The sequence below is a fragment of the Streptomyces albus subsp. albus genome (assembly GCF_000719865.1).
GTDB lineage: Bacteria > Actinomycetota > Actinomycetes > Streptomycetales > Streptomycetaceae > Streptomyces > Streptomyces albus_E.
The window spans coordinates 508,122-531,198 of record NZ_JOID01000001.1; the positions used below are offsets into that span (position 1 = coordinate 508,122).

The following is a 23,077-nucleotide window of genomic DNA, read 5'->3' on the forward strand; positions in this document are numbered from 1 at the left end:
GCGCTCCGGGGAGTTGCGGGACGGTCAGCCGAGCAGGGCGCCGGCGTCGGCCGCGGCCATGCCGTGCGCCTCCGCCACGGGCCCGTAGGTCACCTGTCCCTCATGGGTGTTGAGGCCCTTGGCCAGCGCGGGATCCCGGCGCAGCGCCTCCCGCCAGCCCCGGCCCGCGAGTTCGGTGATGTACGGCAGCGTGACGTTGGTCAGCGCGTGCGTGGAGGTGTTCGGCACCGCGCCCGGCATGTTGGCCACGCAGTAGAAGACCGAGTCGTGGACGGTGAAGGCCGGTTCGGCGTGGGTGGTCGGCCGGGAGTCCTCGAAGCAGCCGCCCTGGTCGATGGCGATGTCGACAAGGACACTTCCCGGCTTCATCCGGGAGACCAGCTCGTTGGTGACCAGCTTGGGCGCCCTGGCGCCCGGGATGAGCACGGCGCCGATCACGAGGTCGGCGGCGAGCACGGCGCGCTCCAGCTCGAAGGCGTTGGAGGTGACGGTCTGCACCCGGGTGCCGAAGACCTTGTCCGCCTCGCGCAGCTTGTTGACGTCCTTGTCGAGCAGGGTCACGTGGAAGCCCATACCGATGGCGATCTGGGCGGCGTTCCAGCCGGAGACGCCGGCGCCGATGATCACGGCCCGCCCCGCCGGCACACCCGGCACCCCGCCGGGCAGTACCCCGCGGCCGCCGGCCGAGCGCATCAGATGGTAGGCGCCCACCTGGGGCGCGATGCGGCCGGCGACCTCGGACATCGGGGCGAGCAGCGGCAGCCGGCGGTCGGCGGTCTCCACCGTCTCGTAGGCGATGGCGGTGGTGCCGGACTCCAGCAGCGCCTCGGTGCACTCGCGGGAGGCGGCCAGGTGCAGATAGGTGAAGAGCACCTGGTCCTTGCGGAGCCGGTGGTACTCCTCGGCGACCGGCTCCTTCACCTTGAGCAGCAGGTCGGCACCGGACCAGACCTCGTCGGCGGTCTCCAGGACGGTGGCACCGGCGGCGGTGTACTCCTCGTCGGGGATGGAGGAGCCGCGGCCGGCCTCCCGTTCGACGAAGACCTCGTGCCCGTCGCGCACCAGTTCGTGCACACCGGCGGGGGTTATCGCCACCCGGTACTCGTTGTTCTTGACCTCGCGGGGGATGCCGACCTTCACGGGAACCACAGTCCTTGGATGAGGGGATCTTCCAGCAAGCCGGGACATACCGGTACATCCAGGATGCACACACTTCTTTCCGCGGCGCAGCCAGTCTAATGAAGGAGGTTTTCCTGTACAGCCTTGCAAACCAAATTTTTTTCTTGGATGCGCCACATGTTTCTTAGGCGAGTTCCGGGGTTTCGCTCAACAGGCGCCGCGCGGCGGCCCGATGGACCCCGGCGGCCACCGGATCGCCGAGCCGGTCCAGGGTGTCCGCGGTCCGCAGCCGGATCCCCGCGGCCAGCCGCCGGTCACCGGCCCGGCGGGCCGCGGCCAGCGCCTCGGCCCCGGTCCGCAGCGACTCCTCGGGCCGACCGGCCCGCTCCTGCGTCCAGGCCAGCTCGCCCAGCGCGCGGGCGTACCCCGCGTCGTCCCGCAGCCTGCGGCAGCCCGCCGCCGCCGCGCGCCAGTCGCGCAGCGACTCCTCCCAGTCACCGGCGCGGCCGTGCACCGTGCCCAGGCGCCCGTAGAGCCGCGTCTCCGCGGCCAGGTCCCCGCGGGAGAGCCGCAAGGTCAGCGCCCGGCCGTACCAGTCGGCGGCGCGCTGCCAGTCCTCCAGCTCCTCGTACGCGGCGCCGAGCGACTCCAGGGCCCGGCCCGTCAGCGCCCGGTCCCCGGCCTCCCGCGCCGCCTCCAGAGCGGAGCGGTACCGGGCCACGGCGTCGCGGATCCGGCCGGCGGCGGCGTCCAGGTCCGCCAGGTTGACGTGCGCGGCGGCCTGTTCCGGGAGGAGCCCGTGCCGTTCGGCCGCCTCCAGGGCGAGCTGGTGCAGCGGATAGAGCTCCGGGGCGGCCGCCTCCTCGCCGCGGTGCGCGAGCAGCGCCCGGGCCAGGGCCGACAGCAGCCGCCGCGCCTGCGTCGCCGGCTCGCCCTCCTCGACGGCGAGCCGCACGGCGGTCCGCAGCACCGGCAGCCGGGTGTCCAGCCACTCCCCCGCCGCCGCCCGGGAGGGGAAGCGCAGCTCCCGCGGCAGCTTCTCCAGCCAGGCACGGGCGGCCGGCTCCTCGTCGCACTCGGCCTCGGCCCTGCAGGACCGCAGCTGCCGCACGAGACGCTCCAGCATCCGGGCCCGCGCGGTCCGTATCGCGGCGGGCTTCTCCCGCTCCCGCAGCACCGCCTCCAGCAGCGGAAAGAGGCAGCCCGGCAGGCGGTAGGCAGGACCGCCGGGGAGCCCGGGGGGCTCGTCGACGGGACGGAGCATCCCCCGGGCCGCCAGCTCGGCCAGCAGCGCCCGGGCGACGGAGAGCGGGCAGCCGGCCAGCGCGGAGGCGATCTGCGCGTCGGTGAATCCGGCGGGGGCCAGCGCCAGCAGCCGGATCAGCACGGCGGCGGCCGGCGGCAGGCCGCCGTACGCGAGCCGGAAGGCGCGGGCCACCGGCCGTATCAGCGGGCCGTCCCCGGAGACGGGGGCGGCCGCGCCGGGGTCCGAGCGCGCCGCGCGGTCCGCGCCGGAGGGCAGTCCGCGCATCCCCAGCACGGCGTCCGCGACGGAGGCGGTGGGACGGCCCGCCAGCCAGCCCCCGGCGAGCAGCAGCGCCGCCGGGCGGCCGCCGCACTCCTCGACGAGCGTCTGCGCGGCCTGGGGGTCGACGGTGACGCGGGTGCGGCCCGCGTGGCGGGCGAGCAGCGCGACCGCCGCGGTGGTGCCGAGCCCGCCGAGGGTGCAGGGCCGGACGTCGGTAATGCCGGTCAGCGGTCCCTCGGAGACGGCGACCACCAGGCAGCCCGGGGTGTCGGGGATCAGCTCGTGCACCTGTCCGGGGTCGGCCGCGTCGTCCAGCAGCAGCAGGCAGCGGCGGCCGGCGAGGGCGGCGCGCACGGCCTCGGTGAGCTCGTCCTCGGCCGCTCCGGCGGGCGCGGAGCCGCCGAGCGCGCCGAGCAGATCGCGGGCCGCGTCCTCCGGGGGGACGGGGCGGCCGTCCGGCTCCGTCAGCCGGACCCGGTACAGCCCGCCCGGGTAGTCGCCGGCCACGGAGCGGGCCAGCTCCTCGGCCAGCGCCGTCCGGCCGGTCCCGGGGCGCCCCGCGACGAGCAGGACCCGGCTGCGGGCGGCCTTCCGGCCGGAGAGGGTGTCGAGGCCGGTCCGGCCGATGTCGGCGCGGAGTGCCTTCAGCTCCCGGTCGCGTCCGATGATCCCGCCCGCCGCCACCCCGGCCGGCCCGTCGGTGCCGACCGCCTGCTCCGTCACCGGCCACGCTCCGTCCGTCCGCTCCACCAGGGGCACACCGAGGGTAGTTCACCGCGGGCGGTGGTCCCGCCGCTCCGGGTCACTGGGTGGGGAACGGATGAACGGGCCCCGGCGGAGGGGACCACCGGACGCCCGAGGTCCGTGACCGGGAGCCGCCGGCAGTCCGTGTCCCGGCACGTTCCGGGCCGTTCCGGAGGGAGTCCCGGATGGTTCCGGGGGTCCGGGGTCCCGGACGGTCACGAGCGGAGGGCCCCACGGGACGGGCGTGCCGTCCGGGAGCGGCCGCCCCGGGGCGCGGGAGACCCCGGAAGAACCGGCAGGGCCCTGGCAGCCGGGGGCCCCGCGGCCGGGGAACCGGGCCCGGGGAGAAGGAGGCCCGGGGAGAGGGCGGTCCGGGGAGAGGGCGGGGTCAGGAGAACGGCCGGGCCGGCCACGGGGCCTCGGCCGGACGCAGCGTCTCCGGGCCGCCGGAGGCCCGCGCCGCCGTCAGCGCGAGCACGCCGACCACCAGGCAGTTGTTGTGCAGCTCCCCCGCCAGCACCCCCCGGACGAGGTCCGCCAGCGGCACCCGGGCCAGCTCCATGTCGGCCTCCTCCTCGGAGACTTCGAAGCGTTCGCCCTCCACCGCGGAGATCTCCCGGGCGAGGAAGATCCGCACCGCCTCGTCGCAGCCGCCGGGCGAGGTGTAGACGTCCGTGAGGACCCGCCAGTCCTCCGCCTTGACGTGGGCTTCCTCGTACAGCTCCCGCTGGGCGGCGTGCAGCGGGTTCTCCCCGGGCACGTCGAGGAGACCGGCCGGGATCTCCCAGAGCTTCTGCCGCACCGGGTGCCGGTACTGGCGCAGCAGCAGGACCCGGTCCTGCTCGTCGAGGGCGAGGACCGCCACCGAGCCGGGGTGCGTCTGGTAGTCGCGGCGGGCGGTGCTGCCGCCCGGCATGACGACCTCGTCCGTGCGGACTCCGGTCTTGTTGCCGGTGAACGGGGTCTCGGTGGCGGTGACCCGCCACTCCTCCGGGGTGTCCCGGATCTCGGGGGTGCCCATGCGCTGTTCCGCGTCCTTCCGTCGTGCCGTCGCCGGGGGGCCGGACCGTCAACACCGGCCCCCCGGCAACCGTATCGCCCGTCGTCAGACGGCGGCGCGGCCGTCGAGCACGGCCTTGACCAGCCCCGCGAAGAGCGGGTGCGGGCGGGTCGGCCGGGAGCGCAGCTCCGGGTGCGCCTGGGTGGCGACCAGGTAGGGGTGGACCTCGCGCGGGTATTCGACGAACTCGACCAGCTTGTTGTCCGGGGAGGTGCCGGAGAAGACCAGGCCGGCCTTCTTCTCCAGCTCGCCGCGGTAGGTGTTGTTCACCTCGTACCGGTGCCGGTGGCGCTCCTCGACGTAGGGCTGGTCGCCGTAGGTCTCGCGGACGATGGAGCCCTCCGCGAGCTTGGCCGGGTACATCCCGAGCCGCATGGTGCCGCCGAGGTCGCCGGCGCCCTCCACGATGGCGAGCTGCTCCTCCATGGTGGAGATGACGGGGTGCGCGGTGGCGGCGTCGAACTCGGTGGAGTTGGCGTCCGGGACGCCGGCGAGGTTGCGGGCCGCCTCGATCACGATGCACTGCAGGCCCAGGCAGAGGCCGAGCAGCGGCAGCTTGTGCTCGCGGGCGTAGGTGATGGCGCCGACCTTGCCGTCCACGCCGCGCTCGCCGAAGCCGCCGGGGATGCAGACCGCGTCCACGTCGCCGAGCTGCTCCTTGGCGCCGGCCGGGGTGCGGCAGTCGTCGGAGACGACCCACTTGATCTTCACCCGGGCGTTGTTGGCGAAGCCGCCCGCGCGCAGCGCCTCGGTCACGGAGAGGTAGGCGTCGGGCAGGTCGATGTACTTGCCGACGAGGGCGACCGTCACCTCGTGCGCCGGCTGGTGGACCCGGCCGAGGAGGTCGTCCCACTCGGTCCAGTCCACGTCCCGGAACGGCAGGTCGAGCTTGCGGACGACGTAGGCGTCGAGGCCCTCGGTGTGCAGCACCTTGGGGATGTCGTAGATCGACGGGGCGTCCTTGCAGGCCACCACGGCGTCCTCGTCGACGTCGCACATCAGCGAGATCTTGCGCTTGATGGAGACGGGGACGTCGCGGTCGGCGCGGAGCACGATGGCGTCCGGCTGGATGCCGATGTTGCGCAGCGCGGCGACGGAGTGCTGGGTCGGCTTGGTCTTCAGCTCGCCGGACGGGCCGATGTACGGCAGCAGGGAGATGTGGACGACGAAGACGTTGTCCCGGCCGACCTCGTGCCGCACCTGGCGGACGGCCTCCAGGAACGGCAGCGACTCGATGTCGCCGACCGTGCCGCCGACCTCGGTGATGACGACGTCCACGTCCTCCGTCGCCATCCGCCGGACGCGGTGCTTGATCTCGTTGGTGATGTGCGGGATGACCTGCACGGTGTCGCCCAGGTACTCGCCGCGCCGCTCCTTGGCGATCACGGTGGAGTAGATCTGGCCGGTGGTGACGTTGGCCGAGCCGTCCAGGTCGACGTCGAGGAAGCGCTCGTAGTGGCCGATGTCCAGGTCGGTCTCGGCGCCGTCGTTGGTGACGAACACCTCGCCGTGCTGGAAGGGGTTCATCGTGCCCGGGTCGACGTTGAGGTACGGGTCGAGCTTCTGCATGGTCACGCGCAGACCGCGGGCCTTGAGCAGCCGGCCGAGACTGGAGGCGGTGAGTCCCTTGCCGAGCGAGGAGGCGACACCCCCGGTGACGAAGAGGTGCTTGGTCGTCGTGGGCTTAGCGGCGATGGCCAAGAGGGGGCTCCCGTGGTCGCGAAGTGAGGTGCGGATCGGCCCCTTTCGGACGGGGTGCCGGCGCTGCGGTTCCGGGGTGCGGTCTCATCGGACGCTTCCCACCGGTCCACGGGCCACCAGGGTATCAGCGACCGCGGACGGCCGCTTCCGGCCATCCGCGCAAGCCCCCTCGGCCACTCCGCGCGGTAGCCCACCCGATCGGCTCAGTCACCTTCGCCGGACCGTCACCGGAACCCATACCGGCGTCGTATCCTTCTCGGACACATCAGCGAGCCGGCCGGCATGGCACCACCCACGTCAGTCACCGGAACGAGAGCTCGTCACATGTTCCCTTGACCGCAAGACCCCTTCCCCGGGGCACCAAAGGCCGTTCGACTGGAGATGCACGTGGCCGGGCGCATCGAGGACTACGCACTCATCGGCGATATGCAGACCGCCGCCCTCGTCTGCCGGGACGGGACAGCAGACTGGCTGTGCCTCCCCCGCTTCGACTCCCATGCCATCTTCGCCGGTCTCCTCGGGACGGACGAACACGGCTTCTGGCGGCTGGGACCGGCCCACGCGCAGGACGCCGAGCCCCCGGCGGCCGACCGCCGGCGCTACCGCGGCGACTCGCTGGTGCTGGAGTCGGAGTGGGACACTCCGCGCGGCACGGTGAGAGTGATCGATTTCATGCCGCCGCGTGACGGCGCCCCGCAGCTGATCCGCATCGTGGAGGGCGTCAGCGGCCGGGTGCGGATGCGGTCCGCGCTGCGGATGCGGTTCTCCTACGGCTGGGTCGTGCCGTGGGTGCACAAGGTGGACGACCGCACGGTCGCGGTCGCCGGCCCGGACTCGGTGTGGCTGGACTCGCCCGTGCCGACGTACGGCGAGGACCTCACCACCTACGCGGACTTCACCATCTCGCCGGGCGAGCGGATCGCGTTCACCATCAGCTGGCAACCCTCACACAAGGAGCCCCCGCCGCTGCCGGAGCCCGAGACCTCCCTGGAGGCGACCGAGGACTTCTGGCGCGAGTGGGTGGCCCAGTGCACCTACCACGGCCCGTACCGGGACGCCGTGGTCCGCTCGCTGATCACCCTCAAGGCGCTGACGTACGGCCCGACCGGCGGCATCGTCGCCGCGCCCACCACCTCTCTCCCGGAGGACGTCGGCGGCAGCCGCAACTGGGACTACCGCTTCACCTGGCTGCGGGACGCCGCGATCACCCTCTCCTCGCTGCTGCGCACCGGCTACCGCGAGGAGGCCCGCGCCTGGCGGGAGTGGCTGCTGCGCGCCGTCGCCGGCGACCCGGAGAACCTGCAGATCATGTACGGCATCGCGGGCGAGCGCGAGCTGGGCGAGACCGAGCTGACCTGGCTGCCCGGCTACGAGAACTCCCAGCCGGTGCGGGTCGGCAACGGCGCCGCGGGCCAGCTCCAGCTCGACGTCTACGGCGAGGTCACCGAGGCCCTGCACCTGGCCCATATGACCGGCCTGGCCCGCAACGACTACGCCAGCCTGCTCCAGATCAAGCTGATCAGCTATCTGGAGGATCACTGGGACGAGCCGGACGAGGGTATCTGGGAGGTCCGCGGTCCGCGCCGGCACTTCGTGCACTCCAAGGTGATGGCGTGGGTCGCCGTCGACCGCACGGTGAAGCTGATCGAGTCGGGCGACGTGGACGGCCCGCTGGACCGCTGGCGCGATCTGCGCGACGAGATCCACCGCACCGTCTGCGAGAAGGGCTACGACAAGGAGCGGAACACCTTCACCCAGTCCTACGGCTCGCGGGAGCTGGACGCCTCGCTGCTGCTGATCCCGCAGATGGGCTTCCTGCCGCCGGACGACAAGCGGGTCATAGGCACCATCGAGGCGATCCAGCGGGAGCTGTCGACCTCGGACGGTTTCGTGCTCCGCTACCCGACCGAGGGCGAGGAGGCGGGGGTGGACGGCCTGGAGGGCGACGAGGGCGCGTTCCTGGCCTGCTCGTTCTGGCTGGCCGACGATCTGGCGATGATCGGCCGGGTCGAGGAGGCCCGCAAGCTGTTCGAGAAGCTGCTGGGGCTCCGCAACGACCTCGGCCTGCTCGCGGAGGAGTGGGACCCGCGGCTCCAGCGCCAGGTGGGCAACTTCCCGCAGGCGTTCAGCCACGTTCCGCTGATCGACACCGCGCTGCGGCTGACGGCCTCCGGGGCGTACGGGGCCTGATCCCCCGCCCGCGCACCACCGGGCCCCGGCGGACGACTGTCCGCCGGGGCCCGCGGTCTTCCCGGCCCGCCCGCCCCTCCCTGACACGAGGGGGGACCGGCCGCTCACGGGGTACCGAGAAGCCCTCCGCCGCTGATGGCGGCGGCGCTCACCCGCTCTGCTGGACGGAGACGTAGTCGACGACCATGGGCACCCCGGGCCGGGTGGCGTCGGTGGGGGTGGCGTGGCCCGCGACGCCGTCGGGGAAGGCGCCGCCCATGGCCACGTTGAGCAGCACGAAGTGGCCGTGGTGGGTGGCATTGGCCCACGTGGTGGCGTCCAGGTCCGCCGAGCTCACCGTGTGGTACTGCTGCCCGTCGACGTACCAGCGCAAGTGCTCGGTGGAGCCGGTCCGGTCGAGCTCCAGGGCGAAGGTGTGGAAGCCGGACTGGCAGCTGGCGCCGGGGCAGGTGGTGGAGCCGCCGCGGCCGTCGTACTCGTTGCAGGGGCCGCCGGGCGCCGTGCCGCAGTGGAGCACGCCCCACACGGTGTTGCGGCCGTTGACGTTCTCCATGATGTCGAACTCGCCGATGCCCGGCCAGTTCCAGTAGTCGCCGCGGAAGTCCGCGCCCAGGGTCCAGAAGGCCGGCCAGTAGCCGAGCGCCTCCTCACCCGTGATGTCGGGCATCCGGATGCGCGCCTCGATGCGCATCGTGCCGCCCTCGGGGGCCGCGAAGTCGGTCCGCCGGGTCTCGATCCGGGCCGAGGTCCACTTCCCGGAGCCGTCCTTGAGCGGGGTGATCCGCAGATTGCCCTCGCCGTCCTGGCTGACATTGGCCGGATCGTCGGTGTACGTCTGGGTCTCTCCGGTGCCCCAGTTGGCCGGGCCGCCCGGGTAGGAGGTGCCGGTGTCGATGATCCAGTCCGAGTCCGGCGGGAGCGCGCCCGCCGGTCCGTCGAAGTCCGCGCGCCAGACCTCCTGGAGGGCGCCGGCGCGGGGTCCGTTGTCGCCGGCGGGTGCGTCCGCCGGGGGTCCGGCCCAGGCCGTGGGCAGGATCATCGCGGCGCCCGCGACGAGTCCGGCCACGGCCGCGGCCAGCGTAATCTTCTTGCTCATGGGTCCGCTCTCCTCGCATGGTGGGGGTCGAGGGGCTTTTTGAGAGCGCTCTCAAGCCATGCGGAAGACAGTGCCGATCTCAGGCGGTAGCGTCAAGTCTCCGCGAGAAAAAGAGGAGTTGAAGGTGGCCGATACCCGTCCCACACTGGAGGCCGTCGCCGCGCACGCCGGAGTGTCCCGGGCCACCGTCTCGCGGGTGGTCAACGGCAGTACCGGCGTCCGCGCGGCCGTACGGGACCGGGTGGAGCGGGCGGTCGCGGATCTCGGTTACATCCCGAACAGCGCCGCGCGCTCGCTCGTCACCCGGCGTACCGGGGCGGTCGCCGTGATCGTCGCCGAACCGGAGCGGCGGGTGTTCGCCGATCCCTTCTTCGCCCAGCAGCTGCGCGGCATCAGCCGCGAACTGGCCGCGCACGACACTCAGTTGGTGCTGATGCTGGTGGAACGGCAGGAGGACTACGACCGGATCGGCCGCTACCTCGCCGGCGGCCACGTCGACGGCACCCTGATGTTCTCCCTGCACCGCGACGATCCGCTGCCCGCGATGGCCGCCGCCTCGGGCCTGCCCGCGGTCTTCGGCGGCCGCCCCGGCTGGCCGGGCGCGGAGGACGACCCCGGGCTGCTGTACGTGGACACCGACAACCGCGACGGCGCCCGGCAGGCCGTCCGGCATCTGCGGGACCGCGGCCGGAGACGGATCGCCGTCATCACCGGCCCGCTCGACCAGACCTCGGCGGCCGACCGCCTGGAAGGCTACCGGGACGCCCTCGGCGGCACCGGAGACGTCGCCCGGGGGGACTTCACCGCCGAGGGCGGCGAGCGCGCCATGCTCGAACTCCTGGACCGCTGCCCCGGCCTGGACGCCGTCTTCGCCTCCTCCGATCTGATGGCCACCGGCGCCCTGCGCGCCCTGCGCGCCCGCGGCCTGCGGGTGCCGGAGGACGTCGCCGTCGTCGGGTACGACGACATGGAGGCCGCGAGCTGGTCGGATCCGCCGCTCACCACGGTCCGCCAGGAGGTGGAGGAGATGGGGCGCCTGATGGCCGGCCTGCTGCTGCGCCGGCTCGGCGTCGCCCGGCCGCGCGAGGACCTGGCGCCGGTGATCACCCGGGCGCGGCTGATCGTCCGCGCCTCGACCTGACCGGCCGGCCGGCGAGCTCGTCGTACACGCTCAGCACCTGCGCCACCGTGTCCTCCGCCGTGGGCCACCGCGCGGCACATGCCCGCCCCGCCGCGCGCAGCCGCGCGCGCCGTGCCGGGTCAGCGAGCAGCCCGCCGACGGCCTCCGCGAGGGCCCGGGGATCGCCGTACGGGACGAACTCCGCCGCGTCACCGGCGAGATCGCGCACCGCGCCGGACTCCGCCGCGACCAGCGGCACCCCCGCCCGCAGCGCCTCCCGGACGAGCGGCAGCGGTGCCTCCCGGCGGCCCGGCAGCAGCAGGACGTCGGCGGCGGCGACCAGCTCCGCCATGTCGGACCGGTGGCCGAGCAGCCGCACCGGCAGGTCCTCGAAGTCGATCCGCCGCTGCAGCGCCCTCCGGGCGGGCCCGTCCCCGGCGACGAGCAGCAGCGGCCGCGGGCCCCGGACGCTCCACGCCCGGGCGGCGTCCAGCAGCGGCCGCATCCCCGCACCGGGGGCGAGGCGGCCGGCCGCGAGCAGCAGCGGCCGCCCCCGCGCTCCGAGAGCGGCCCGCCGGACGGCGCGCGCGTCGCGCGCCCCGGAGCGGGCCGTGCCACCGCCGCCGCTGGAGCCGGAGCCGCCGGAGCCACTGGAGCGGCCCTCCCCGGGCGGGGGCGGCAGTGGCGGCGGCGTGACGGACACCAGCCGGGCGTCCCGCGCCCCGCGTCGCCGGGCCCGGTCGACGATCTCGGTGCTCGCGCCGAGCACGACCGCGGCCGCCCGGGCCGCGCGGCGCTCCATCAGCCGCACGAGGCCCGCCCGCACCCCTTCCGCGTACGCCCCGCGGTGCCAGGTGACGACCAGCGGTGCGGAACCGCGGCCGAGTGCGAGGGAGACCCGGAACGCGGCGCGCAGCCCGTGCGCGTGGACGACGTCCGCCCCGGCGCACACGGCGCGCAGCACGGCAACCGCGGCCGGGTCCGCGCCGAGCGCGGTGGCGGCGTAGTGCGCTCCGGAGCCGGTGAAGTCGTGGGTCCGCTCGGCGCAGCGGGGGGCGCAGACGGTGACCCGCACGCCCCGGGCCACCAGTCCGGCGGCCAGTGCGCGCACCTGCGCGCCGCCGCCGGAGCGGCCGTTCCCGAGCACGTGGACGGCGTGCAGCCCCGGCTCCCGGCGCGGCGGTACGGGTGTGCTGCTCACTTCGGGGTGAACTCCTGAGGTGTCCCGGGTCGGGTCGGGTCGGGTCGCGTCGTTCGGGTCGGGTCGCGTCGTTCGGGCCGGTGCAGGCCGGGTCGTTCGTCGGGTCGGATCGTTCGGGCCGGGCCGGACCGGACCGAGTTGAGTGGGGTCGGACCGAGTGGGGACCGATCCGGTCCCGCTCCGTCTCACCCGTCCCTGTGATCCGGTCCCGTCCGATCCGGTCGGGTGGCCCGGGGCCGCGGGCCGCGGCGGCCGTGGAACGGGCGGCGGCCCGTCGCCGCCTCTCCGGCGGCGGGCGGACCGCCGGAGTCCCCAGCCCGCCCCGCACCGCCGGACCCGCTACAGCTTGCGCCGCACCCGGACCGGCCCGGAAGCACCCGGACCCACCGGGCCGGTGCAAGACGCGCCCCAGGATGCCAGGCCCCCTCCGGCGACCGGCAGCCGCCCCGACTGCCGCCGCCCGAGCGCCCGTTCAGCCTTTGCGGCTCCCCGTGACCCGGACCGGCGTCGCCCCGCGCGAGAAGACCGAGACCGGGTCCGGCCGGCGGCCCAGCGCGTCCCAGACCCGCAGCACGGGCCGGTCGAGCCAGGCGGGTCCGTCGCCGATCCGCTCCCCGGCCACCGCGGCCGCGATCAGCACGGCCGCGGACAGCACCAGCCCCGCGCGGTCGCTGCCGGCCGCGACCGCCAGCCCGAGCCCCGCGCCGAGCGCGTGCGCGCCGGAGTCCCCCAGCATGGTCCGCTCGCCGAGGTCGTCCGCGAGCAGGGCGGCCGCGGCTCCCATCGGCGCCGCGCACAGCAGCCCCGCCGCTCCCCCGCGCAGCAGCGCCGGGGCGCCCGTGGCGAGCACGGCCTTGGCGGCCCGTCCCGGCCGTACGTCCAGCAGGTTGACGAGATGCGCGGCTCCGGCGATGACGAGGGCCGCCGGCAGCACGTCCGCCGGGCGTCGCCGCAGCAGCGCGCCCGCGGCCAGTCCGGCCGCGCCGATGCCGAGCAGCTTGACCCCGCCGGTGGTGATCTCCCCGTGCCGCAGCGCGGTCAGATGGGCGCGGATCCCGCGCCGCGCGTCGTTCCGGCCCGCCAGGTCGTCGTACGCGCCGCAGGCCCCCGCCGCGAGGACCGCCAGCGCGGCGGCGCCGCGCACCCGGGCCGGGAGGCCGGGTACGGTCGCGACCGCGAGCGCGGTGCCCAGCGCCACCGCCGGCCCGGCGTACAGATCGACGGGCCGCCCGGCGTGGTTGCGCCGCTCCCACAGCGCCGCGCCGCCCGGCGGCCTGCGGCGTATCCCGGCGAAGACGGCCCGGGCCGCCCCCGCCGCGGCGAACAGCACCTGTGTGCGCCCGCGTTCCGCGCCGTCCGGCACCATCATCGTCCGCTCCCCTCACCGCTGAACCGCCCGACACCCTACGCGTCCCGGACGGCCCGGGTGGCCGGGACCGGCGAGCGGCCCCGCTCCCGGCCCCGGGCGGGAAGACTCAGCCGGGCTCCCCCGGCGCCCCGGCCGCCGCGCGGGCCGCCGCGAGCAGCTCCTCGGCGTGCGCGCGGGCCAGTTCGGAGTCCTCCTGGCCGGCGAGCATCCGGGAGAGCTCCCGGACGCGGTCCTCGCCCTCCATGGCCTGCACACCGCTGCGGGTCACCGACCCGTCGTGGGTCTTCTCCACCACCAGATGCCGGTCGGCGAAGGCGGCGACCTGCGGCAGGTGGGTGACGACCACGACCTGCGCCGACCGCGCCAGCCGCGCCAGCCTCCGGCCCACCTCCACCGCGGCCTTGCCGCCGACGCCCGCGTCCACCTCGTCGAAGAGATAGGTGGGCACCGGTGAGGCGCCGGCGAAGACGACCTCGACGGCGAGCATCACCCGGGACAGCTCACCGCCCGAGGCGCCCTTGGCGATGGGCCGCGCCGGGGCCCCCGGGTGCGGGGCGAGCAGCAGCTCCACCTCGTCGGCTCCGGACGGGCCGAAGGCGACGGTGCGGCCGTCCACCTCGATGCCGTCCGGGTCGTCCGTCTGCCGGATGTCGATGCTCACCCGGGCGTGCGGCATGGCGAGTTCGGCGAGCTCCTCCGTGACCGCGCCGGCGAGGCGCTCGGCAGCCTCGGTGCGCGCGTCCGTGAGGGTCTGCGCCAGCTCGGAGAGCCGGGCGCGCAGTTCGTCGCGTTCCGCGGCCAGTTCGCCGATCCGGTCGTCGTCGCCCTCCAGTTCGGCGAGCCGGGCCGCGCTCCGCTCCGCCCAGGCGAGGACGCCCGCGATGTCCCCGCCGCCCGGCCCGGCCGGGTCGCCGTCCTCCGTCCAGTACTTGCGGACGAGGTGGGTGAGGACGGACCGGCGCTCCTCCACCGCGGCGAGCCGCCGCGGGTCGGCGTCGAGGTCCCCGGCGTATCCGGCGAGCTCCCCGGCGACGTCCGACAGCAGGATGCCGATCTCGCCGATCCGGTCGGCGAGCGCGGCCAGCGCCGGGTCGTGCGACCGCACGGCCTCCAGGGCGCGGTGCGCGCCGGCCACCAGGGCTCCGGCGTCGACCGCCTCCAGGTCCTCCGGGTTGCCGGCCAGCGCGCCGTGCGCGGCGGTCGCGGCGGTGGCGAGGGCCTCGGCGTGGCCCAGCCGCTCGGCCTCGGCGGCCAGTTCGGCGTCCTCGCCGGACCGCGGCTCGGCGGCGGCGATCTCCTCCAGGCCGAAGCGGAGCCGGTCGGCCTCGGCGGCCCGCTCCCGGGCGCGGGTGGTCAGCTCCTCCAGCTCCGCCGCGACGGTCCGCAGCCGCTGGTACGCGACCGTGTACTCGCCGAGCGGCCCCGCGACGGCGTAACCCGCGTAGCGGTCCAGCGCCTGCCGCTGCCGGGCGGGCCGCAGCAGCCCCTGCTGGTCGGTCTGGCCGTGCACCGCGACCAGGTCCGAGGCCAGCTCGCCGAGCAGCCCCACGGGCACCGACCGACCGCCGAGATGGGCCCGCGAGCGCCCCTCGGCGGAGAGGGTGCGGCTGATGAGCAGCGCGCCGTCGTCGAGTTCGGCGCCCGCCTCCTCGGCCCGCGCCGCGGCCGGGGTGTCCGGGGGCAGCACGATCCGCCCCTCGACGACCGCCGCCTTCGACCCGATCCGCACCAGGCCCGCGTCGGCCCGTCCGCCGAGCAGCAGACCCAGGCTGGTGACGACCATGGTCTTGCCGGCGCCCGTCTCGCCGGTGACCGCCGTGAAGCCGGGTGACAGCTCCACGACGGCGTCGTCGATGACTCCGAGTGACCGTATCCGCATTTCCTCCAGCACGGACACGACCTTACGAGGTACGGGGGGCGCGGCGCGACGTACCTCCCCCGCGGCGGGCCGGGAGACCCTTCGACGGAGTGGTTCCGGGCCGTTCCGGTTGATCTCCCCGCCGGATACCGGGACGGTGCGTCACCGCACCGCCGCGGCGGCCCCGCTCAGTGCGGCGCCCCGCGCCAACCGGCCACCGGCAGCGCGAACTTGGCCACCAGCCGGTCGGTGAACGAAGCGTGGTGCAGCCGTGCCAGGCGCACCGGCACGGCTCCGCGCCGCACCTCCACGCGCGCGCCGGCGGGCAGTTCGACCGTGCGCCGTCCGTCACACCACAGCACGCCGTGCGGCGTCTCCGGCTGCACCTCGACGGCCAGCACCGCGTCCGGCGTGGTCACCAGCGGTTTGGCGAACAGCGCGTGCGCGCTGATCGGCACCATCAGCAGCGCCTCCACGCCCGGCCAGACGACCGGGCCGCCGGCCGAGAAGGCGTACGCCGTCGAGCCGGTGGGCGTCGCGCACACCACCCCGTCGCCGCCGAAGCGGGAGACGGGGCGGCCGTCGATCTCCGTGACGACCTCCAGCATCCGCTCCCGGGCGGCCTTCTCCACGGAGGCCTCGTTGAGCGCCCAGTCGTGGTGCGCGATCTGCCCGTTGTTCCGGACGACCACGTCGAGGGTCATCCGCTCCTCGACCTCGTAGTCGCGCGTGACGACGCGGTCCACGACCTTGTCGAGGTCGTCGCGCTCCGCCTCGGCGAGGAAGCCGACCCGGCCGAGGTTGACGCCGAGCATGGGCACCCCGGAGGCCCGGGCGAACTCGGCGCCGCGCAGCAGCGTGCCGTCCCCGCCGAGGACCATGAGCAGCTCGCAGCCGTCGAGCACGTCCCCCTCGGCGTCCACGAGTTCGACGACGGGCGGCAGCGTGAGCTCCGCGGCCTCCTCCGCCAGGACCCGGACTCCTATCCCGCTCCGCAGCAGCCCCTGCACCACCAGTTCGGCACTGCGCACGGCGGCCTGCCGGCCGGTGTGCGCGAGCAGGAATACCGTCCGTGCTGTTGTCGTCGTCACCGCGGCCCCTCCGCCACTGCTCGGTCCACTGCTGCGGGGTCGAATGCCGGTGCCCCGGCTCGCAGCCAGAGGAAATACTCGACGTTTCCGGACGGTCCGGGCAGCGGGCTCGCGGTGACGCCCAGCACGCCGAGACCGAGTTCCCCCGCCTGTCCGGCGACCTTGCGCACCGCCTCGGCCCGCAGCTCCGGGCTCCGCACGACGCCTCCGCTGCCCAGCCGCTCCCGGCCCACCTCGAACTGCGGTTTCACCATGAGCACGTAATCCGCGTCCGGCGCGGCGCAGCGCACCAGGGCGGGGAGGACGAGGCCCAGGGGGATGAAGGACAGATCGCCGGTGACGATGCCGGCCGGCTGCCCGCCGATGAGGTCGAGTTCCAGGTCACGGACGTTCGTACGGTCCTGGACGGTGACGCGTTCATCGCTGCGCAGCGACCAGGCGAGCTGGCCGTAGCCGACGTCCACGGCGACGACGTGCGCCGCGCCCGCGCGGAGCAGCACATCGGTGAAACCGCCGGTCGACGCGCCCGCGTCGAGCGCGCGGCGGCCCTTCACCTCCAGCCCGAGGGGGGTGAAGGCCGCCAGGGCCCCGGCCAGTTTGTGGCCGCCGCGGGAGACGTAGTCGGGGTCGCTGTCGTCGGGGACCACCACCACCGCCGCGCTGGTCTCCACCTGCGTGGCGGGCTTGCCGGCGACGCTGCCCCCGACCGTGACCCGGCCCGCGGCGATCAACTGGCCCGCGTGTTCGCGCGAGCGGGCCAGTTTGCGGCGCACCAGCTCCGCGTCGAGTCGGCGTCGTGACACTGCCACGGGTGGTTCAGCTCCTGGTGTCGTACGGGGCGGACGGGGCGGACGGGGCGGTGCGCGGGGCGGACGGGCCCGGCGGCCCGGGGCGCTGGTCGAGCTCGGTCAGGGTGTCGCGCAGGGCCCGGTGCACATCCTCGTACACGGCGATGTGCCCGTCACCGGGGAGGTGGTCCACATCGGCCAGCCGGTCGAGCGCGGCATCGACCCCGGCGCTCCCCGTGGGCGTCCGCGGGACGCCGAGGGGCGCGGGACCGGCGGGCGCGTCGGGATCGCCGCCCTCCGCTCCGGCGGCACCCTCCCCCTCCGCCACGGGTCCTTCCCCGGCGGCGGCTCCCGCCCCGGCGGCGTTCCCCTCCTCGACGGCAGGGCCGGTCACCGGCCCGGTCCCGCCCCCGGCGGGACCGGCACCGGATCGGGCTCCGGCGGCAGCGGTCCCCTCCGCTCCGGAGGTGCCCGTCTCCGGACCGCGCTCCCCGCCGCCGGGAGCGGCACCGGGTGGCAGGGGCGCCGGGTGCCTGTCGCGTTCCGCGGCGTGCGCTGCCCAGCCGGCGGGTCCGCGCGTCCCCGGGACCGGACCGCTCGCACCGGGCTCCTCCGCCGGTCGCGCCGCTGATCCCCCCGGCGCGCCCGGCCGGCCGGAGGTGTCCGCCGGCCCGTCCTGCGCGTCGGAGGACGCGGCGGTGAGCGCGGCGGGCCCCGGCCGGCCGCCGCCGGGCATCGGCTCGTTCATGCCGTTCATGCCCCCGACGCTACCCGGACCGGGCCGTCCTCCGCGCGTACCGGTCTGGGGTAACGTCGGCCGGGATGACCAGGACCATCGAGGAATGCCGCCGCGCACTGGAGCGGCTGTCGGAGAATCTCGCCGGGGCGGGCGACGACGTCCGCGGCGCCGCCGCCATGAACCGCTCCCTGAGCTGCCACATCACCGATCTCGACACCACCTTCACCGGACGGCTCGCCGACAGCCGCATCGAGGACGTGACCGCGGCCCCCGGCCCGCCCGCGGAACGCGCCCAGATCCGGCTCTCGATGACCTCGGACGATCTGATCGCGATGGTCGACGGCGAACTGCACTTCGCGAAGGCCTGGGGCAGCGGCCGCGTCCGCCTGGAGGCGGGCTTCCGCGACCTCCTACGCCTCCGCTCCCTGCTGTAGACGCCGCACCCGGTCAGAACTCGCCGGAAATCGTTCCGTCCCCCGGTGTCGACCCCTGGCCTCGCATCGCGGGCGGCTCCGCACCGAGTCCCCGTTCCACGCGCACCACCACGGCCGTCACCCGTCACGGCCGACGGCGGGAGACGGCGGGGGAGGCCGGCGGCGGGCGAGGGAGCCCCGGCGCGTGCCCGCCCCCGGCCCGGCACCGCTCCGCGCGGCTCAGCCGAGGCCCAGCCGTGCCAGCGCCTTCGCCGTCTCCAGCCCTTCGCCCGCGCCCTCGCCGGCCGCCGTCCACGCCGCGGCGCAGCCGGCCCGCAGCCCGTCCAGCGGATCGCCGCCGCCCTCCAGCAGCAGCTCACCGCCGGCCACCCGGGCCGTCCAGCCGCCGCACCGGTGGCCCTCCGGGCCGTCCCCGTCGCCCACGGCGGCCCCGGTCTCCGGGTGACCGGTCAGCAGCCCGCGCAGATCGGCCGCGACATAGGTCGGCCGGTGGTGCGGGGGCGCGACCAGCAGATGCCCGGCGTCGGTCACCCCGGTGAGCACGAGCAGCGAGTCGACCCCGCCCGCGTGCGCGCCCTCGATGTCGGTGTCCAGGCGGTCGCCGACGACCAGCGGCTTGCGGGCCCCGGTCCGCAGGATCGTCTCCCGGTGCATCGGCGGCAGCGGCTTCCCGGCGACCTGCGGCCGGCCGCCCGCGGCGATCCGCACCACCTCCACCAGCGCCCCGTTACCGGGCGCCCGCCCCCGCCCGGTGGGGATCGTCAGATCGGTATTGGACGCGAACCAGGGCACCCCGCGGCCCACCGCGTACGCCGCCTCCGCCAGCCGTTCCCAGTCCAGCTTCGGGTCGTAGCCCTGGACGACCGCCGCCGGGTCGTCCTCCGCCGACGCCACCGGCTCCAGGCCCCGTTCGCGCAGCGCCACCCGCAGGCCCTCACCGCCGACGGCCAGCACCCGGGAGCCGGCGGGCACCTGCTCGGAGATCAGCCGGGCCACCGCCTGCGCCGAGGTGATCACTTCGGCGGCCTCGGCGGGCACTCCGAGCCGGGTCAGCAGAGCGGCGACCTCCTGCGGCGTCCGCGAGGCGTTGTTGGTGACGTACGCCAGGCGCATCCCGCGCTCCCGCGCCGTCTCCAGCGCCTCCACGGCATGCGCGATCGCCTCACCGCCGGCGTACACCACCCCGTCCAGGTCGAGCAGCGCCGTGTCGTACTCCGCGCACAGCGGCCGCTCCCTCCCGTCGGTGCGGGTACGGATCCCGGTCCGGCCCTGCTCTCCCATGGACTCCCGCCCCTCGCTCGGTACTTGTCCCCCGATCATCCCGCATGGTCCACCGGCGCATAACATGCACCAATGAGCAGAACCGGTCTCACCCGCGATGGTCTGCGGCTGTCGCCGTTCCGTGGTCTGCGCTACGCACCGGAGCGGGTCGGCAGTCTGGCCGCCGTGACCTCACCGCCGTACGACGTGGTCGTCCGGCCCGACGGACTGCACCATCTGGAGACGGCCGACCCGTACAACATCGTCCGCCTCATCCTCCCGCACGGCGGCAGCCCCGACGTCTGCCACCGGCGGGCCGGGGAGACCCTGCGCCGCTGGCGCGCCGAGGGCGTCCTCAGAGCCGACCCGGAACCGGCGCTCTACGTCTACGAGCAGTACGGCGAGGGCCTGCTGCAGCGCGGCCTGATCGGCGCCCTGCGCCTCTCCCCGCCCGAGGACCGCGTCGTCCTGCCGCACGAGGACGTCATGCCGGACGTCGTCGCCGAACGTGCCGCCCTCATGCGGGCGACGGCCGCCAACCTCGAACCGCTCCTGCTCACCTACCGCAGCGACGAAGACGACAACCGTGCTGCCCGCGACGCCCGCGGGCCGCACGGCGCCACGGCCGTCATCGAGCGCGCCGTGCGCCGCGCCCCGCTGCTCACCACCACCACGGAGGACGGCCTGCGCCATCGTCTGTGGGCGGTCACCGACCCGGCCGAACTGGCCGAGGTCGACGCCGACCTCAGCCGCCGTCAGGCCCTCATCGCCGACGGCCACCACCGCTGGGCGACCTATCTGCGGCTGCGCGCGGAGCAGCGGCCCTCCCCCGGGCCCTGGGACTCCGGTCTGGTGCTGCTCGTCGACACCGCCCGCCACCCCCTGCGGGTCCGCGCCATCCACCGGCTGCTGCCGCGTCTGCGCCTTCCCGAGGCGCTGGAGGCGCTCCGCGGCTCGTTCCGCGTACGCCGGGTGGACGGGCCGCTCCCGCGCGCCCTGAAGGCGCTGAGCGACCCGGCGGACCCCGCGAACCGCGAAGACCCGGGCCCCGGAACCGCGGTTCCCGCCATCGCCACCGCCGCGACCGCGACCATGGCCGCCGGCTCCGCCGACAACGCCTTCCTGCTCGCCGGTGACGACGGAAGCTTCCACCTCGTCGACCAACCGGATCCCGCTCTGCTCGCGCGCGCGGTCCCCGGCGGCCGCCCCCGCGCCTGGCGGACCCTGGACGCGACGGTGCTGCACTCGGTGCTGCTCGAACGGATCTGGGGAGTCCCCGACGACCCGGAGCACATCCGCTACATCCACGACGCCGCGGCGGCCGTGGAGCAGGTGGAACGCCACGGCGGCACCGCCGTCCTCATGCGGCCGGTCCGCGAGGAGACCGTCCGGCAACTGGCGCAGCAGGGTGTGATGATGCCCCGCAAGTCGACGTCCTTCGGCCCCAAGCCCGCCACCGGCCTCGTACTCCGCAGCCTCACCACGGACTGACCCGCCCTCGGTCCCCCACTGCCTGTGCCCGGGCACAGGCAGTGACCGGGCACGGCATCCACTCGTACCGTCCGCGCGTCACCGGCGTCCGGCCTGGCCGTCCCACCTCCGGCACCGCTTTCCGCGCCGCCCCCACTCCGTCCCGGAACGCGAACGGGGGACGGAACCCATTGAGTTCCGCCCCCCTCACACGGCCTCCCGGCAGAGCCGGAATCAGTCCTCGCGCTCGCCGTCCCGCGCCGGCCCCCGGCTCTCGGCGGCCTCCGGCGCCTCCTGGTCTCCCCGGACCTCCTGGCCTGCCTGGACATCGCCGACGTCACCGCGAGTGCCCTGCGGCTCCCCGCCACGGTCCCCGGGCACGACCTCCGACTCGGCCCCGCTCTCGCCGTCACGGCCCGCATCCGCGCCCGACGCGGCGCTCTCCGTGCCGGATACGGGCACCTCGGCCACCGTCTCCGGCTCGGCCCCGCCCGCCGGCTCGACCTCGTCCGCCTGCTCCGCATCGGGGTCGAAGGCGTCCACGAACTCCACCCCGTCCAGCTCCGCGAGCCGGTCGGAGGCGTCCGTCGTACCGCCCTGGTCGGCCTCGAGCGCACGGGCGAACCACTCGCGCGCCTCGGTCTCCCGGCCGATGGCCAGCAGGGCGTCGGCGTAGGCGTACCGCAGACGCGCCGTCCACGGCTGCACGGAGTGCGACGCCAGCTCCGGGCTCTGCAGAGTCACCACGGCCGCGTCCGGCTGGCCCATGTCACGCCGAGCGCCCGCGGCCACCAAGCGCATCTCCACCTGTCCGGCCTTGTCCAGCCTCTGCACCTCCGGCTCACCGGCCATGGCCAGCGCCCGCTCGGGACGCCCCATACCGCGCTCGCAGTCGGCCATCACCGGCCACAGTTCGGCGGATCCGGTCATCCGGCGCGCGGCCCGGAACTCCGCCAATGCCTCGGCGTACTTGCCGACCCCGTACGCGGCGAAGCCGGCGGCTTCCCGGACGGAGGCGACCCTGGACGCGAGCCGCAGCGCGATCCTGGAGTACTCGTAGGCCTGCTCGGGCTCCTCGTCCAGCAGCTTGGCGACCATGACGAGGTTCCGGGCGACGTCGACGGCCAGGGTCTTCGGCAGGCTCATCAGGTCCTGCCGCACGTCCTTGTCGATCTCGTCACCGGTGACGTCCTCGGGAATCGGCAGCCGCTTGATCGGCTCACGCTCCCGGTCGCCCCGCTCACGGTCACCGAAGCGGCCGCCGCCGGGCCGGCCGTCGCGCCGCCCCGGCCCACCGCGATCGTCGCGCCGGCCGTAGCCACCACGCCCCCGCTCATCCCGCGCACCGCCCCCGTACGAGCGACCGCCCCGGTCCCCGTCCCGCCGCGCGCCGGGCCGGTCGTCGCGTCCCCGGAACCCGCCCCGCTCGTCATCCCGGCGGAAAGCGGGCCGCTCATCGCGACGGAACCCACCACGGTCGTCCTCACGCCGCGGCCCACGCGGACGCTCATCCCGCCGATCCCGGTCATCCCGACCCCGGAAACCGCCACGCTCGTCATCCCGGCGCGGGCCGGCCGGACGCTCACCACGCCGGTCCCGATCGTCCCGACCCCGGAAACCGCCACGCTCGTCGTCCCGGCGCGGGCCGCGCGGCTGCTCACGCTCGTCCCGCCGCGCGCCGGGCCGGTCGTCGCGTCCCCGGAACCCGCCCCGCTCGTCATCCGCTCATCCCGCCGATCCCGGTCATCACGACCCCGGAAACCGCCACGCTCGTCATCCCGGCGCGGGCCGCGCGGCTGCTCACGCTCATCCCGCCGCGCGCCGGGCCGGTCGTCGCGTCCCCGGAACCCGCCCCGCTCGTCATCCCGGCGGAAAGCGGGCCGCTCATCGCGACGGAACCCACCGCGGTCGTCCTCACGCCGCGGCCCACGCGGACGCTCATCCCGCCGGCTCTGCTCACCCCGGCCGGAGAAGCCGCGCTCGTCCCGTCTCACGCGCCCCACAGGGTCCCCCCTGCAGTACCATCGGCGCTGAAAGGCTTAGCTTCCGGGTTCGGAATGTAACCGGGCGTTTCCCTCACGCTATAACCACCGAAACTCTATCGGATAACCCCGCAAAACGGGATCACGACAAGTTCCAAGCGAACAAGCACACTCTTCAATTGAGTCAAGCTTGGTTCAACCGGGACAACTGTTCGTTATCCGGGAACCACACAGTGGACGCGAGCACCTGAGGACAAGCCCTCGGCCTATTAGTACCAGTCAACTCCACACCTCACGGTGCTTCCATATCTGGCCTATCAACCCAGT

At 75.0% G+C, this 23,077-nt stretch carries 17 protein-coding genes and 1 rRNA gene; 4 read left to right on the forward strand and 14 right to left on the reverse strand.

The window, feature by feature from the left end; all coding sequences use genetic code 11:
* Positions 1 to 24 precede the first annotated feature (24 nt).
* The 4 genes from ald to IF83_RS0102265 all read right to left on the reverse strand — a co-directional run bounded on the left by ald (position 25) and on the right by IF83_RS0102265 (position 6,146).
* Positions 25 to 1,140, reverse strand: coding sequence for an alanine dehydrogenase (ald, locus tag IF83_RS0102250; protein WP_030542291.1), 1,116 nt, complete (start codon positions 1,138 to 1,140; stop codon positions 25 to 27).
* A gap of 163 nt (positions 1,141 to 1,303) precedes the next feature.
* Positions 1,304 to 3,370, reverse strand: coding sequence for a tetratricopeptide repeat protein (locus tag IF83_RS0102255; RefSeq protein WP_244176756.1), 2,067 nt, complete (start codon positions 3,368 to 3,370; stop codon positions 1,304 to 1,306).
* 409 nt (positions 3,371 to 3,779) lie between these two features.
* Positions 3,780 to 4,412, reverse strand: coding sequence for an NUDIX domain-containing protein (locus IF83_RS0102260; RefSeq protein ID WP_030542293.1), 633 nt, complete (start codon positions 4,410 to 4,412; stop codon positions 3,780 to 3,782).
* Positions 4,413 to 4,496: 84 nt separating this feature from the next.
* The gene (locus IF83_RS0102265) at positions 4,497 to 6,146 is read right to left on the reverse strand and encodes a CTP synthase (protein ID WP_037678322.1); all 1,650 of its coding nucleotides are present in this window, start codon (positions 6,144 to 6,146) and stop codon (positions 4,497 to 4,499) included.
* Between the two features lie 387 nt (positions 6,147 to 6,533).
* Here IF83_RS0102265 and IF83_RS0102270 point away from each other — a divergent pair, with 387 nt between their 5' ends.
* Positions 6,534 to 8,342 (forward strand): glycoside hydrolase family 15 protein, encoded by a 1,809-nt coding sequence (locus tag IF83_RS0102270; protein WP_030542295.1) that lies wholly within the window; start codon positions 6,534 to 6,536, stop codon positions 8,340 to 8,342.
* A 148-nt stretch (positions 8,343 to 8,490) separates the two neighbouring features.
* Here IF83_RS0102270 and IF83_RS0102275 read toward each other — a convergent pair whose 3' ends face one another.
* Positions 8,491 to 9,438, reverse strand: coding sequence for a glycoside hydrolase family 16 protein (locus tag IF83_RS0102275; RefSeq protein ID WP_030542296.1), 948 nt, complete (start codon positions 9,436 to 9,438; stop codon positions 8,491 to 8,493).
* A 124-nt stretch (positions 9,439 to 9,562) separates the two neighbouring features.
* Here IF83_RS0102275 and IF83_RS0102280 point away from each other — a divergent pair, with 124 nt between their 5' ends.
* Positions 9,563 to 10,579: a LacI family DNA-binding transcriptional regulator gene (locus IF83_RS0102280; RefSeq protein ID WP_030542297.1), complete on the forward strand. Its 1,017-nt coding sequence runs from the start codon at positions 9,563 to 9,565 to the stop codon at positions 10,577 to 10,579.
* On the opposite strand, the gene IF83_RS0102285 is transcribed toward IF83_RS0102280, so the two are convergent.
* The 6 genes from IF83_RS0102285 to IF83_RS0102310 form a co-directional block, all read right to left on the reverse strand.
* Positions 10,542 to 11,759: a glycosyltransferase family 4 protein gene (locus IF83_RS0102285; protein ID WP_051722354.1), complete on the reverse strand. Its 1,218-nt coding sequence runs from the start codon at positions 11,757 to 11,759 to the stop codon at positions 10,542 to 10,544. The two genes, IF83_RS0102280 and IF83_RS0102285, sit on opposite strands and share 38 nt — an antisense overlap.
* A 472-nt stretch (positions 11,760 to 12,231) precedes the next feature.
* Entirely contained in the window at positions 12,232 to 13,128 is an 897-nt protein-coding gene (locus IF83_RS0102290) for a hypothetical protein (protein WP_244176757.1), read from the reverse strand.
* A 106-nt stretch (positions 13,129 to 13,234) separates the two neighbouring features.
* Positions 13,235 to 15,007 (reverse strand): DNA repair protein RecN, encoded by a 1,773-nt coding sequence (gene recN / locus IF83_RS0102295; protein ID WP_030542300.1) that lies wholly within the window; start codon positions 15,005 to 15,007, stop codon positions 13,235 to 13,237.
* A 167-nt stretch (positions 15,008 to 15,174) separates the two neighbouring features.
* The gene (locus tag IF83_RS0102300; protein WP_030542301.1) at positions 15,175 to 16,077 is read right to left on the reverse strand and encodes an NAD kinase; all 903 of its coding nucleotides are present in this window, start codon (positions 16,075 to 16,077) and stop codon (positions 15,175 to 15,177) included.
* Positions 16,074 to 16,880 (reverse strand): TlyA family RNA methyltransferase, encoded by an 807-nt coding sequence (locus tag IF83_RS0102305; protein ID WP_030542302.1) that lies wholly within the window; start codon positions 16,878 to 16,880, stop codon positions 16,074 to 16,076. The genes IF83_RS0102300 and IF83_RS0102305 overlap by 4 nt, the downstream gene beginning before the upstream one ends.
* Positions 16,881 to 16,893: 13 nt before the next feature.
* On the reverse strand, positions 16,894 to 17,193 hold the full coding sequence (locus IF83_RS0102310) for a hypothetical protein (protein ID WP_030542303.1): 300 nt from the start codon (positions 17,191 to 17,193) through the stop codon (positions 16,894 to 16,896).
* Between the two features lie 494 nt (positions 17,194 to 17,687).
* On the opposite strand from IF83_RS0102310, the gene IF83_RS0102315 reads away from it, so the two are divergent.
* Positions 17,688 to 18,038, forward strand: coding sequence for a sterol-binding protein (locus IF83_RS0102315; RefSeq protein ID WP_030542304.1), 351 nt, complete (start codon positions 17,688 to 17,690; stop codon positions 18,036 to 18,038).
* A gap of 219 nt (positions 18,039 to 18,257) precedes the next feature.
* On the opposite strand, the gene IF83_RS0102320 is transcribed toward IF83_RS0102315, so the two are convergent.
* On the reverse strand, positions 18,258 to 19,319 hold the full coding sequence (locus tag IF83_RS0102320) for an HAD-IIA family hydrolase (RefSeq protein ID WP_030542305.1): 1,062 nt from the start codon (positions 19,317 to 19,319) through the stop codon (positions 18,258 to 18,260).
* Between the two features lie 72 nt (positions 19,320 to 19,391).
* Here IF83_RS0102320 and IF83_RS0102325 point away from each other — a divergent pair, with 72 nt between their 5' ends.
* Positions 19,392 to 20,789 carry a DUF1015 family protein gene (locus tag IF83_RS0102325; protein WP_030542306.1) on the forward strand — a complete coding sequence of 466 codons (1,398 nt, stop codon included), beginning with the start codon at positions 19,392 to 19,394 and terminating at the stop codon, positions 20,787 to 20,789.
* A 213-nt stretch (positions 20,790 to 21,002) separates the two neighbouring features.
* On the opposite strand, the gene IF83_RS0102330 is transcribed toward IF83_RS0102325, so the two are convergent.
* Complete coding sequence (locus IF83_RS0102330; RefSeq protein ID WP_208605834.1) at positions 21,003 to 21,929, reverse strand: tetratricopeptide repeat protein; 927 nt, start codon at positions 21,927 to 21,929, stop codon at positions 21,003 to 21,005.
* A gap of 817 nt (positions 21,930 to 22,746) precedes the next feature.
* A 5S ribosomal RNA gene (gene rrf / locus IF83_RS35705) occupies positions 22,747 to 22,863 on the reverse strand.
* Positions 22,864 to 23,077: the final 214 nt, after the last annotated feature.

Excerpts from the sequence above, each read along its gene's own strand:
- IF83_RS0102260 (WP_030542293.1), bottom strand. The coding sequence starts at position 4,412 with ATGGGCACCCCCGAGATCCGGGACACCCCGGAGGAGTGGCGGGTCACC.
- IF83_RS0102270 (WP_030542295.1), top strand. The coding sequence starts at position 6,534 with ATGCACGTGGCCGGGCGCATCGAGGACTACGCACTCATCGGCGATATG.
- IF83_RS0102275 (WP_030542296.1), bottom strand. The coding sequence starts at position 9,438 with ATGAGCAAGAAGATTACGCTGGCCGCGGCCGTGGCCGGACTCGTCGCG.
- IF83_RS0102290 (WP_244176757.1), bottom strand. The coding sequence starts at position 13,128 with ATGATGGTGCCGGACGGCGCGGAACGCGGGCGCACACAGGTGCTGTTC.
- recN (WP_030542300.1), bottom strand. The coding sequence starts at position 15,007 with ATGCGGATACGGTCACTCGGAGTCATCGACGACGCCGTCGTGGAGCTG.
- IF83_RS0102315 (WP_030542304.1), top strand. The coding sequence starts at position 17,688 with ATGACCAGGACCATCGAGGAATGCCGCCGCGCACTGGAGCGGCTGTCG.
- IF83_RS0102320 (WP_030542305.1), bottom strand. The coding sequence starts at position 19,319 with ATGGGAGAGCAGGGCCGGACCGGGATCCGTACCCGCACCGACGGGAGG.
- IF83_RS0102325 (WP_030542306.1), top strand. The coding sequence starts at position 19,392 with ATGAGCAGAACCGGTCTCACCCGCGATGGTCTGCGGCTGTCGCCGTTC.